The organism is Sulfuriroseicoccus oceanibius, assembly GCF_010681825.2.
Classification (GTDB): domain Bacteria; phylum Verrucomicrobiota; class Verrucomicrobiia; order Verrucomicrobiales; family SLCJ01; genus Sulfuriroseicoccus; species Sulfuriroseicoccus oceanibius.
Genome location: NZ_CP066776.1, coordinates 2,576,816 through 2,589,221, shown reverse-complemented (window position 1 = coordinate 2,589,221; position 12,406 = coordinate 2,576,816). Strand labels below are relative to the sequence as shown.

Here is a 12,406-nt window from a genome sequence, read left to right as displayed (position 1 = left end):
TTAATAGTTTAGTGAATGTAATTGATGTTTCTGTGATATCCCCCGTCTACAATGTTCGCAGCCTGATTTTGGAGACTGCAGACAGTGTGCTGGCACAACGCGGAGTTCAGTGGGAGTGGATTTTGGTTGATGATGGGTCCGACGAGGAAACCAGGAGTTTGCTTCGCGAGCTTGAAGAGAGAGATTGTCGGATCCGGGTATTGTTACAGGCCAATCAAGGTGCCCAAATTGCCCGTAATCGTGGCCTTGGATTGGCGACTGGCGAGTATGTGAAGTTTCTAGATTCCGACGACCTCTTAGGTGAGAATCAGCTACGTTGTGAGGTTATGGCGTTACGTTCTTCCAATTGTTCGATTGCTGTTTCACCCTATCGCTATCTCTTTGATCGTGGTGGGCGGCGGAGACTTACAGAACCAAGTAATCAGGGGAGCGTTCGATGTGACTTGCTTCAACTTCATCTTACCAATGGTACTGCGAGTTGCGGAGCGCTCACATTCAAACGGTCACTTGTTGAACAGGTCGGAGGTTGGGATGAGTCGCTTAGTGCAGATCAGGACGGCGATTTGGTTTTCCGCTGCGCTTTGGTCGATAACCGCTACGTGTGGTGCGGTGATACGTGCTTTGTATATCGTGAGCACGATCGGGCACCTCGCGTGAGCAAGGGGTACGGGATGAATAAAATTGAAAGCCGGTTAAGGGTGACGGATCGCACCGTCGCAGAGTTAAAAGAGAGGGGGCGGATAGATGTCTATCGTGACGGTTTTGCGCATCGGTACGATTGGATTGGTCGGCAGGCTTGTATTGAGTTTCCTGATATTGCTCAAGGTTGTTTCGATGCCAGAGATGCTCTGGCTCCCGACTTTAACATGCGTGGTCGCTTCGCTACACGAATCATAAGGCGATTTCTCGGGGAGCGCCGTGCAGAGAAATTGCGTCGATTAGTTGGTGGATTGCGGTAGTAGCGGAGATGGTTAAGTAAGTAGATGAAAAAGAGGGTATTGATGGTCTCTGTTGAGATGCCTCCTCAAGTGGGAGGCGCTGGTATTGTCGGCTACCGTACTGCGCAGACGATCTCGGAATTCGGGTTCGATGTGACGGTGTTGACCGAAGCTCGAAACGCCCAGTTTTTGGAGGGTGACTCTTCGTTGAAGGCCAGCGTGATTGGGGTTAAGACCACGAAATTACTGCGGCCGTATCAATTGTGGGCGGCAATACGCAAGTGGTGGGATCAGTATGATCTTGTGGTTTTGAATGATGGAGTTGCCAAGCGTTTTGGTGCTTATTGTTTGAACTCAACGCAACTCGCTAAGTGTGTGGTTTACTTGCACGGTCAAGAAGGGCCAGATATATTAGGCAACCCTTCTCTCAAGTTGCGGATCGGGGGGTACCGAAAGAGATTTGTGCAGTTGATGAACCGATGTCAGGAGGTGGTTGCGGTAAGTCATTATATGAGGTCGGAGATTTTAGATTTTGACTGCTGTGCTTCTCTCGAGTCGAAGATTTCGGTGGTGTACAGTGGCTTCGACTCCAATATGTTTTGCCCAACGGAAAGTTCGCTTAGGTCCCGGCTGGGAATTCCGAATGAGGCTGATGTGTTGATCTCGGTTAGCCGGATTGTTGAGCGCAAGGGGTACGGTAGAATGCTACGTTTGTTCGGCGAACTGTGTGAGATGGGGGAGAGTTATCACTGGGTCGTCGTTGGTGATGGTGCTTACTTGAAGACCCTGAAAGAGGGCGTACAGGCGCTGGGGATCACCAGTAAAGTGCATTTCGTTGGAAGTTATCCCCAAGAGGATCTCGCAAGCTTGTTGTCAGGGGCGGATGTGTTCTGGTTGCTGACTGAATTCCAAGAGTCACTCGGGAATGTTTATTTTGAAGCGAACGCATGTGGGCTGCCCACGATAGGCCCTCCGAATGGGGGCGTGGTCGAAGCGATTGAACATGGCGTGTCGGGGTACTTGGTTGCGTGTGATTCCGATTGTTTGAGTGTTTTGAGAAATCGGAGTTGGCGTCAGATCCAACCATGGAGTGCGCCCTTTAGAGCACATTTAGGGAGATTCTCGGTACGTGACAACCTGTTGAATGCTCGGTTTATGAAACGTTTGATGCGTGGCAAAGACTGAGAGAGTCGCAGTATTTATGATGAAAGGATTTTTTCAAGATAGTCCGTACGCAACGCTCGTTCTGGCGATTTCGTTGTTGGTTAGCCTGACCTCAGGTGGGTCGTTTTTGCTGATGGCTCTCGCTTGGGTGTTGCTTGGAGTGGGGCTGTGTGCGTTAGTTTTTGGGAATAGTGGAGACCCTGGTTACCTCAAGTTGTTCTTCTTATGCTTTGGAGTGTACTTGTCGTACTCCTTTATGATTGATCTTGTTAAGATTTCTGATCCATATGTGGACTATTTTCGATACCCTGATCAAAAGGGCTTCTTTGACCGTGCGTCAAAGTTGGCGGAGTTCGGTTTCGTTGATATGAGGCACGAGGCTTATGAGGAATTCGAGTATTCCGAGTTGCCTTTGTTCTCTTATTTTACCGGATGCATTCAACGAATGGCAAACCTGATCGATGGGGCTACTTTGATGCATCAAAAGTTGCATGTTGCGTGGTTCGCTGCGATGTGTCAAGTGTTTGTCTACGGCTCGATTCGCGTGTTCTTCAAACAGAAGGAATCCTTTAGGTATGCGTGTGTTTACGCGTTTCTAGGGCATTTCATGTTCTTTTCTTTGGTGTTTCTTCGGGACGTTCATGTCGCGTTTCTTTATTACTTTTGCACGTATATGGTGTTGGCTCACAAGCGGGTTAGCTACGGGGTTTGGCTGATTCCGCTACTTGCCTGGGCGTGTATGGGACTACGTTTTGAGAGCGGGTTGTTTTTGGCTGCGTTATACCCCGTTTTTCTATTTTTGAAGTTTCAACATAAGGTGAATACCGCTTTTGCGGTTTTCGCTGGCGTCGTGATGGTTGGTGCAGTTCTTGTTCTCGGCGGGTATCGTTCTGTTTCCTCCAGTGCCGAAAGGACCCTGACGCGCTACGAGCACTACTCAGTCGATGGGGCCAGCAGTTCTTCGTTTGGCAAAAAGCTCTACTCTCTCCCTTGGGGCGCGAGACATCTAGCGATTATTGGGTTCAACCAAATGCAGCCATTCCCGTTGTGGGCGGATTTTGTTCCCGTTTCCGATGAGTCAAAGAGTGCCCTAGCTTTCCCTCATGCGATCGCTGGTATATTCTGGGTATGCGTGTGGGGCGGGATATTGTTCGTAGTTGCGACACGGGGGCGTGTGTTTAAAAAGTTCCCACTGTCGGTTCTTATTCTGTTTGGGATGAGTTTGCTGCTGCTTTATCTCATGGTTTCCAATGCCGACACCCGAAGGATGATGGCGATGTATCTGCCGATTTACCTCGTTTCTGTGGCATGTTATCGGGTGATAGGCCCTTCCGCAAAGAGAGTAGCGTGGGGCAGTGTGGGGTGTCTCGTGGTACTGCATTTCGTGTACTGGATCTTGTTGATTGGAAAATAGGAAAAATGGGGAGTTTGTTGATAGTCGGTAAAGTTCCTCCACCTGTAGGCGGCGTTACTATCCACGTGCAGCGTTTGTTGGATTCATTGGTGCGCGATGAGACCGCGCACTCATTCTACGATCTGTCGTCATTTTCTCCCGTGTCATTCGCACGGGCAGTTCTATCCGCATCGGTTGTACATCTCAATTTGAGCAATAGCTACTTGCTGTTTTTTATGACGGTACTGTGCAAATTACTTGGCAGGACGTCGATATTGACCTATCACGGTAATGTCGGGAGGTGGGGAGCGTTTCGGAACTTTCTAGACCGCGTCACGTTGTCGATGTGCTCGATTCCGCTTGTTCTTAACGATGCCAGCTTTTCGATGGTTGGACGCTGGAACCTAAACGTGCAGTTGGTGTCGGCATTTCTACCGCCCGTGGGTGGTGAGAAATTGCCAGATGCAGTTTCTTTGGCCCTTGGTAAGTTTCTTGACGAGAGAACCGGCGATGAAGTGGTGTTCTGCACCAACGCTTATGACTTCGTTTTTGACTCAAATGGAGATGAGACCTATGGAATCTTAGAATTGATTCGGTTGTTCCGGTCCTTGCCAGGCGCGCAACTGATCATTTCAGATCCATCATCCGCATATGAGAGGTATTTGATTGATGAACAGATTGAGGTTCCTGAGAATGTGTTGTTGCTTCCGGTCCCGCATTCTTTCTTCGAAGTGCTGAAGATTAGTGATTGTTTGATCCGGGCTACGACAACTGATGGTGATTCTCTTTCGGTGCGCGAGGCTCTTTATCTGGGAAAGGGCGTCGTTGCGAGTGGTTGTGTGAGTCGGCCAGATGGTGTTATTACATATCGGAAGCTTGAATTCGAAGAGTTAGCCAATGTGCTCGAGCAATATACTCCGGACGAGGGTGCTCGTAGCAACGGGCCGACCGGTTACGACGACATTGTCTCGGTCTATCGATTGTGTGGCGTATGACGTAGCGGCCCCAGCGGCGTCTATTCGATTTAGAAGCGGTAAATATTAGTAGATAGAAGTATATCAATGCAGCAAATTATCCAATCATTCAAAAGTGGCGAGCTGTGGCTTGCCGACGTGCCTGTACCTGCGTGTAAATCAGGTGGTGCTGTCGTGCAGACGCGGGCTTCGTTTGTTTCGGCGGGCACCGAGCGGATGCTGGTGGACTTTGCCAAGAAGAACATGGTGGGCAAGGCGTTGGCGATGCCTGATCAGGTCAACAAAGTGATCCGCAAGATGAAGACCGAAGGGGTTTTCGAGACTTTGGAGAAGGTGAAGGCCAAGCTCGACCAGCCGATTCCGCTAGGCTACTCGTGTGCCGGGGTGATCGAGGAGCTTGGTCATTCCATGCGTGGGTTTGCGGTAGGTGACCGGGTTGCCTGTGGCGGTGCGGGCTTTGCCAACCACGCGGATTACAACTACGTGCCAAAAAACCTGATGGTGAAGATCCCAGAGGGGGTGAGCTTTGAGGATGCGAGTTGTGCCACGGTCGGCAGCATTGCCATGCAGGGCGTGCGTCAGTGTGACGTGCGTTTGGGTGAGCAGGTGTGTGTGATGGGCTTGGGGCTGTTGGGCTTGTTGGCGGTGCAGATGCTCAGGGCATCGGGCTGCCGGGTGATTGGGTTTGACCCGAACCCGCAGCGTTGCCAGGACGCGCTCAACCTTGGAGCGGATGCGGCGGTTTCCGCCGACCTTGTGGCGGCGTGCGATCAGTTTTCGCAAGGAGTGGGTGTGGATGCCGTGTTAATCACTGCCGCGACCAAGAGCAACGAACCCGTGACCGTTGCCGGAGAGATTGCCCGGATGAAAGGGAAAGTCGTGGTGACTGGATTGGTTGGGATGGACCTACCGCGGGACGACTACTACAAGAAGGAACTCGACTTCAAGTTGAGCCTCTCTTACGGGCCGGGGCGTTACGACTCCAGCTACGAGGAAGGAGGGAATGACTATCCATATGGATATGTGCGGTGGACCGAGCAGCGCAACATTGCTGCATTTCTGGATCTGGTTGCCGCGGGTGCGGTCACACCATCCAAGTTGGTGACCCATCGCTTTGGGATCGCCGATGCATTGGATGCGTATGACCTTCTGTTGGGCAAGACCGAAGAGCCATATCTTGGGATCGTGCTGAACTACGACGAGAAGCCGGCCGGTGCGCTTGCAGAGGGGAGACGGGTTGCTGTTGGCAAGAGTGGAAGTGGTGACGGAGCGAAGAATACCGGGGGGCTCAAGAGTGGCGAGGTGAATATTGGGTTTATCGGTGCGGGGAACTTCACCAAAGCAGTGCTTTTACCTGAGCTTAAGAAGCGCATCGATGTGAACCTCAAAACACTTTGCACCGCTACCGGGATGAATGCCGGTGAAACGGCGAAGAAAGAAGGGTTTGAGATCGCGTCGACCGATTACGAATCGATGCTCAGTGACGCTTCGATCAACACAGTGTTCGTGACGACCCAGCATAACTCGCACGCCAAATTTGTCGGCGAGGCCCTGGCTGCAGGGAAGCATGTGTTTGTTGAGAAGCCGTTGGCGATTACTCGAGAGCAGATGGAGCGGCTCAAAGTTCAAGTTGATGGTTTAAGTTTAAGTGAATCGGCGGCTTCGCTGAAGGGGACTGCGGCAGCATCCGACTTAAACACGGGCTGCACGCCCGTCCTGATGGTTGGATTTAACCGACGCTTTTCGCCGCATGCCACGTTGTTGAAGGATTATTTCTCTAAGCGTAAGACGCCCGTTTTCATGAGCTACAGGGTGAATGCCGGGATCATTCCACCGGATGTGTGGATCCAAGACCCTGCGGTGGGCGGAGGGCGCATCATTGGCGAGGGCTGTCACTTCATCGACTTCGCGTCGCATGTGATCGGCCAAAACGTGGTGGAGGTGCAGGCACAGTGTGTCACGACCGACAATGCTGGGTTGGTGGCAGAAGACAATGTTTCGATCAACCTGAAGTATGCCGATGGATCGGTAGCGAACATTTTGTATGTGGCTCTGGGCTCGACTGACATTGCGAAAGAGCGGTGTGAGATCTTTGCCAATGAGTCGGTGGCGGTGATGGAGGACTTCTGCACCACGACCTGTTCAGGCAAGCTCGGCAAAGAGAAGCTGACTGGCAAGCAAGCCAAGGGCTTTGCTCAGGAGCTGGATGCATTTGTTGAAGCGATCAAAGAAGGCAAGGAATCCCCGATCTCATGGGAGTCGCTGGTGAACACGACGGAAGTGAGCTTCGCTGTGCATGAGGCGTTGCAGACTAAAAGCACGGTTGTGCTATAAAGTTGAAGTTCAAGGGGCGCTTCGCTCCTAGTTTAAGTCATGAGTTCTAGCACTGATTTTGAAGGTTTGGTCGTTTAGCAGCGATCCAAGGCGATTGCTGTTGCCGTTTGCCGCGCTAGTTCTGCATGTAAGGACTGGGGCTTTCGTGATCAAATCATGCGAAGCTCGGTATCTGTGCCGTCCAACATTGCGGAAGGAGCGGAGAGAAATGGCCCCAAGGAGTTTATCCACTTTTTGGGTTTAGCCAAAGGGTCGCTTGCTGAGTTGCGGACTCAAATCACGATCGGCCTAGAACTTCATTATTTTGAAGAGAACGTGGCCCATCACTGGATTGCCGAAACGAGGGAGCTTCCGAAAATGCTGCACGGACTCATCAAGTCACTCCGCGGCACTTCAACTTAAACTGCGACAACGTCGCCCCTTTTAAACCTAAACTGTCGTACAGCGACAACAACTTAAACAGCTCCCACGGGAGTTCATGCAATGAATCGAAGAAAAGTAGCAGTAGTAGTAGGTACGCGGCCTGAGGTGATCAAGATGGCGCCGGTGGTGTTCGCGTTACGCGAGTCCAAGGAACTCGAGCCGGTTCTGTTGTCGACGGGGCAGCATCGGGAGATGTTGGACCAGGCATTGGCGGCGTTTGACCTCAAGCCGGATTTTGATTTGGGATTGATGCAGCCGGGGCAGACCTTGCCGGGGTTGACCGCCCGGGCGATCGAGGCGGTGACCAAGTTCATCGATGAACAAAAGCCGGATGCGATCCTGGTCCAGGGAGACACCAGTACGGTGTTGGCGGCGGCAATGGCAGCGTTCTTTGCGGATGTGCCGGTGGGGCACATTGAAGCGGGGTTGCGCACGGGCAACATGCGCTCACCATTCCCTGAGGAGATGAACCGTCGTCTGACCTCGCCTCTTGCGAAGTGGCACTTCTGCCCGACCGATGGCTCGAAAGACAACCTGGTGCGCGAGGCCATTGCCGAGTGCGATTGCTACGTGACCGGCAACACAGTGGTCGATTCGCTTCTGTGGATCCGCGACAAGCAGGAAAGTGCGGGAGTAGACGCTGCAGACGTGGCCAAGCGCCTCGGAATCTCCAACGACTTTGCACAAAAATACTTCAACTTAAAATCAGCCATTTCAACTGACGAAGTCTCCGACTTCGTCCTTGTGACTGGACATCGTCGCGAGTCGTTTGGTGGTGGGTTTGAGCGGATGTGCGAGGCCATCAACGATCTGACCAAGCGCCATCCGGGTGTGGGGGTGCTTTACCCTGTGCACTTGAACCCGAAAGTACAGGAGCCGGTAAACCGGATTCTTGGAGACAACCCGGCGGTAGAGCTTTGCTCGCCTGCGGGGTACGAGGACTTTGTGTGGTTGATGAACCAGGCGAAGTTTATTTTGTCGGACTCCGGTGGGGTACAGGAAGAAGCTCCCTCCTTGGGCAAGCCGGTTTTGGTGATGCGCGAGACGACCGAACGCCCGGAAGGAGTGGAGGCTGGCACTTGTCGATTGGTCGGCACCGATCCGGACAAGATTTTGTCCGAGGCGGCTGTGTTGCTCGACGATGCGGACGAGTATGCACGACGCAGTGCGTTGAAGAACCCGTATGGGGATGGCACGGCGGCGAGGAAGATTGTCGCTACGCTGGAAGCTTCGCTGGGAAAAGTTGAAAGCTGAAATTGGAAAGTAGAAATGATAGTGCGCACTGCGAGCGGGGGCGCTGACGCGGCAAGTTTAAGTTGAGAGTTTCAGTTTAAGAGGAGTGGTCGCTACGCTCAGGGAGTGATGGCCGGGTAGAATCCGGCGGTGCGAGAAGCGCTTGCGTAAAAATCACAACAATCTGCGAAATCTGCGGATCCCACAGAACCCACTAAGGTTGTTGATGTTCTTGTGAGCGGTATCGCATGAAGAAACTTTGGGTCTTTGGGCCTTCGCGTGAGAATCCGTGAAAGTGGTCGCTTTGCTAGGGAAAGTTGAAATGAGGTTAGCGCGCGGAGCGCGGAAGCTTCCAGACGAAAGCACAGCCGGACTTCCAGACTTCAGTTCTAGCGTGCGAGAGGAAATCGATTTCACCTTTCCGCTTTCAGTTCTCTAATTTGTTAAAATCTATGAATAATTACGATATTTGTGTGTTGGGCCTTGGGTATATTGGATTGCCTACGGCGTCTATTTTTTCGACCAAGGGGAAGAAGGTTCTCGGGGTGGATGTTGTGCAGAGTGTGGTGGACACCATCAACGATGGCCGTATTCACATTGAAGAACCGGACCTTGATTTGTTGGTTCGGGCAGCGGTGCAGAGTGGGAACCTGACCGCTGCGGTGGCACCTGCGGTGGCCGATGTGTTTATCATTGCGGTGCCGACTCCGTTTGACGAGCGCGAGGACGGGAGTCGTGTGCCGGACTTGAAGTATGTTGAGGCAGCGACGCGCAGCATTGCTCCTGTGGTGAAGCCTGGTGATTTGGTGATTTTGGAGTCGACCAGTCCGGTGGGAACGACTGAGAAGGTGCGCGACTGGTTGATCGATGAGTTGGTCAAGCAGGGCAACACCGAAGCCAACGAGAAGGACTACCATTTTGTGCACTGTCCTGAGCGCATTTTGCCGGGTCAGATGCTGAAGGAACTGGTGACCAACGACCGGATTTCCGGTGGCTTGACGCCAGAGGCGGCGCAAAAGGCAAAAGAACTCTACGAGTGCTTCTGCACGGCGGAGATCTTCCTTACGGATGCACGTTCGGCCGAGATGTCGAAGCTGACCGAGAACTCATTCCGCGATGTGAACATTGCATTCGCCAACGAGCTTTCAATGGTCTGCGACGAGCTGGATATGGATGTATGGGAGGTGATCAAGCTTTCCAATCGTCACCCACGGGTGAACATCCTCAACCCCGGGCCAGGCGTGGGCGGTCACTGTATTGCAGTGGATCCGTGGTTCATCGTGGATGCTGCGCCTGAGCGGGCACGGTTGATCCGGACCGCGCGCGAAGTCAATGAGAGCAAGCCTGAGTATGTGTTGGCACAGATTCAGCGCAAGGCGGATCGGTTGAAAGACCCGGTCATCGCCTGCCTAGGGCTGGCGTTCAAGGCGAATGTCGACGACTTGCGTGAAAGCCCTGCTTTGGACATCACCAAGCAGGTGGCTGGTATCGAGGGAGCCCGAGTGTTGGTGGCCGAACCGCATATCACCGAGCTGCCAAAGGCACTCGAAGGAAAGTGTGAGTTGATGGATGCGGAAGACGCGATCAAGGCCGCGGATATCGTGGTACTGCTGGTTGACCACAAGTCGTTCGCCTCGCTTTCGAAGCCAGTGCTTGCCGAGCGGATGATCATCGATACGAGGGGGTTTTGGAAGTAACGCGGAGCGTTGCTTCCTGTTTAAGTGGGGTAGTTTAAGTTTAAGAGTTGGTTGGTAATGCGGAGTTCGGAGTCGTTTGAGGGGCTTGAGGTTTGGCAGCGTTCAATGGCGTTGGCTGTTGATGTTTGTAAAGCAGCTGCCCACTGCAAGGACTGGGGATTCCGCGATCAGATCACTCGGAGTGCGGTGTCCGTTCCTTCTAATCTAGCCGAAGGGGCGGAACGCAACGGGCCAAAGGAGTTCGTTCAGTTTATAGGGATCGCCAAGGGCTCGCTGGGTGAGCTGCGAACTCAGATCATGATCGGGCAGGAGCTTGGCTATTTTGACCAAGAAGTTGCCGGGGATTGGCTTGAGGAAGGGCGGCAGATTGCGCGGATGCTCCATGCATTGATGCAGTCGCTGACGCGTGATCACTGAAGAATGGAGCGGAGGGCGGTATGTCTAAACTTAAACTAATCACTTCAACTGCCCGCAGGGCTACTCTTTATGGGCGGACCCTGCGGCATTTGCGCTTGTCTCAGATTGTGGGGCAGGTGCGGGTACGGGTGCAGAACCGATTGCGCGATCCTGAGAGGATCCTGGCGTCGGTGGATGGCACGGGATGGCAGGTGAGGGCGGGTTTGGGTGAGTTGGATCTGTGTGATCCGGTGCCTCCGCAGTCGGCTGCCGATCTTGGCGGTGGAACGTTTGTGTTCATCGGGCGAAGGCACACGTTCACCGGTGCGGTGGACTGGACTGCTGAGGGATTGCCGCGTCTGTGGCAGTATAACTTGCAGTATTTCGATTGGCTGTGGAGTCTTTTGAAAGCTGAAAGTGGAAAGCAGAAAGCTGAAATTGATCTGGCTGCGCGGGGGAAAGATGAGAGCGGAAGGCAGAAAAAAGCGGAAAGCGGAAAGCGGAAAGCTGAGATTGATTGCTGGGATGTGGTGCGGATGTATGTGTTTGATTGGATCGAGAGGCATCCGCCGGTGAAGGGGGCTTGTGGGTGGGAGCCTTATCCAACGTCGCTGCGGTTGATGAACTGGGCGTTGCTATTCGGTGTTCGGTATAGAGAGCAATTTGTGGCGGATGGTGAGTTTCACGATGCGGTGATGGCATCGATTGCCAAGCAGGTGCGGTGGTTGGAGCTGAACCTGGAGACACATATCCAGGCGAACCATTTGTTGGAGAATCTGGCTGCTCTGGCATGTGTCGGTTCTGTGCTTGAGGGAACGCAAGCGAGAGCCACATTGAAGCGGGTGATGCCGTTGCTTGAGCGGGAATTGGCCGAGCAGATCCTGCCGGACGGGCTGCATTACGAACGGTCGGCGATGTACCATCTGCGGATGTTGTGGCTGGTGGAGATGCTGGGGGCGACGATGTCGCCAGTTGAAGAGAGAAGTTTAAGTTTAGGTAGTTCAGATTTAGGTGATTTAGCAGCTCGGATGCGGGGGGCGCTGGGGATGATGCGTCATCCTGATGGAGGGATTGCACAATTCAACGATGCGGTGCGCGGGGTTTACAACGATGGCTGGTCGGATGCGCCGGAGATCGGGGCATGGGCACTTCCAGATGCGGGGTACTATGGTTTCCGCAATGTAGATGGGGATTATCTTGCGGTAGACGCAGGAGCGATCGGTCCGGATTACCAGCCGGGGCATGCCCATGCGGATTATCTTTCTTTCGAGCTGAGTCTGGATGGTCAGCGGATAATCACGGACACGGGGGTTGGAACTTATGATGCTGGTGAGATGCGTCGGTTTGATCGATCGACTGCAGCGCATAGCACGGTCGAGGTCGCAGGTGAGAACTCATGTGAGGTTTGGGGGGCGTTTCGTGTCGGGCGTCGGGTAGAGCCGAGGGTGAACGAGTGGATACCGGGAGCGAATTCGATGGTGTTGGATGCGGAGCACGGGGGATATGTGCATTTACCCTGCAAGGCGGTTCACCGTCGCCGGATTGAGTGGGAGAATGATGGACTGGTGATCGAGGATCGCGTGCGTCTTGTCTCACCTGCTCGGTTAGTGAGCCGACTTTGTTTTGCTCCAGGCGTGTCATTGGAGGTAGCTGATGGGGCTGCGGTTATTCGCAGCAACGGACGAAGCTACGCGCTTTCTTGGAATGCCGATGTGGATGTCCAGGTGGAGAACTGTTTGGCACATCCCTCATTCGGCGCAGGGTTAGAGCGATCGGTACTGGTCGTGCGACTGCCCGCAGATGGACCGGAGGCATATTGTCGATTTGAAATCAGAAAGATCAGGGGGAACTAAG

9 protein-coding genes and 1 pseudogene are annotated in these 12,406 nt (G+C 53.3%); all 10 read left to right on the top strand.

What is annotated here, in order from left to right; genetic code table 11:
* Nucleotides 1-11 precede the first annotated feature (11 nt).
* Nucleotides 12-959, top strand: a complete 948-nt coding sequence (locus G3M56_RS10475) for a glycosyltransferase family 2 protein (RefSeq protein WP_164362201.1) — start codon at nucleotides 12-14, stop codon at nucleotides 957-959.
* Between the two features lie 24 nt (nucleotides 960-983).
* On the top strand, nucleotides 984-2,123 hold the full coding sequence (locus G3M56_RS10470) for a glycosyltransferase family 4 protein (protein ID WP_164362203.1): 1,140 nt from the start codon (nucleotides 984-986) through the stop codon (nucleotides 2,121-2,123).
* A 16-nt stretch (nucleotides 2,124-2,139) separates the two neighbouring features.
* Nucleotides 2,140-3,516, top strand: coding sequence for a hypothetical protein (locus G3M56_RS10465; protein ID WP_164362205.1), 1,377 nt, complete (start codon nucleotides 2,140-2,142; stop codon nucleotides 3,514-3,516).
* Between the two features lie 5 nt (nucleotides 3,517-3,521).
* Nucleotides 3,522-4,490, top strand: a complete 969-nt coding sequence (locus tag G3M56_RS10460; protein WP_235203387.1) for a glycosyltransferase — start codon at nucleotides 3,522-3,524, stop codon at nucleotides 4,488-4,490.
* A gap of 66 nt (nucleotides 4,491-4,556) precedes the next feature.
* The gene (locus G3M56_RS10455; RefSeq protein WP_164362209.1) at nucleotides 4,557-6,803 is read left to right on the top strand and encodes a bi-domain-containing oxidoreductase; all 2,247 of its coding nucleotides are present in this window, start codon (nucleotides 4,557-4,559) and stop codon (nucleotides 6,801-6,803) included.
* 90 nt (nucleotides 6,804-6,893) lie between these two features.
* Nucleotides 6,894-7,205: pseudogene (locus G3M56_RS10450) on the top strand (four helix bundle protein); the annotation flags it as partial.
* 81 nt (nucleotides 7,206-7,286) lie between these two features.
* Nucleotides 7,287-8,480, top strand: coding sequence for a non-hydrolyzing UDP-N-acetylglucosamine 2-epimerase (gene wecB, locus G3M56_RS10445; protein WP_164362211.1), 1,194 nt, complete (start codon nucleotides 7,287-7,289; stop codon nucleotides 8,478-8,480).
* Between the two features lie 431 nt (nucleotides 8,481-8,911).
* Nucleotides 8,912-10,156, top strand: a complete 1,245-nt coding sequence (gene wecC / locus G3M56_RS10440; protein ID WP_164362213.1) for a UDP-N-acetyl-D-mannosamine dehydrogenase — start codon at nucleotides 8,912-8,914, stop codon at nucleotides 10,154-10,156.
* Nucleotides 10,157-10,213: 57 nt separating this feature from the next.
* Nucleotides 10,214-10,573 (top strand): four helix bundle protein, encoded by a 360-nt coding sequence (locus tag G3M56_RS10435; RefSeq protein ID WP_164362216.1) that lies wholly within the window; start codon nucleotides 10,214-10,216, stop codon nucleotides 10,571-10,573.
* Nucleotides 10,574-10,668: 95 nt separating this feature from the next.
* On the top strand, nucleotides 10,669-12,405 hold the full coding sequence (locus tag G3M56_RS10430) for a heparinase II/III family protein (RefSeq protein ID WP_164362218.1): 1,737 nt from the start codon (nucleotides 10,669-10,671) through the stop codon (nucleotides 12,403-12,405).
* Nucleotide 12,406 lies beyond the last annotated feature (1 nt).

Coding starts and splice junctions, on each gene's coding strand:
- G3M56_RS10470 (WP_164362203.1), top strand. CDS start 984: ATGAAAAAGAGGGTATTGATGGTCTCTGTTGAGATGCCTCCTCAAGTG.
- G3M56_RS10465 (WP_164362205.1), top strand. CDS start 2,140: ATGATGAAAGGATTTTTTCAAGATAGTCCGTACGCAACGCTCGTTCTG.
- G3M56_RS10460 (WP_235203387.1), top strand. CDS start 3,522: ATGGGGAGTTTGTTGATAGTCGGTAAAGTTCCTCCACCTGTAGGCGGC.
- G3M56_RS10455 (WP_164362209.1), top strand. CDS start 4,557: ATGCAGCAAATTATCCAATCATTCAAAAGTGGCGAGCTGTGGCTTGCC.
- wecB (WP_164362211.1), top strand. CDS start 7,287: ATGAATCGAAGAAAAGTAGCAGTAGTAGTAGGTACGCGGCCTGAGGTG.
- wecC (WP_164362213.1), top strand. CDS start 8,912: ATGAATAATTACGATATTTGTGTGTTGGGCCTTGGGTATATTGGATTG.
- G3M56_RS10435 (WP_164362216.1), top strand. CDS start 10,214: ATGCGGAGTTCGGAGTCGTTTGAGGGGCTTGAGGTTTGGCAGCGTTCA.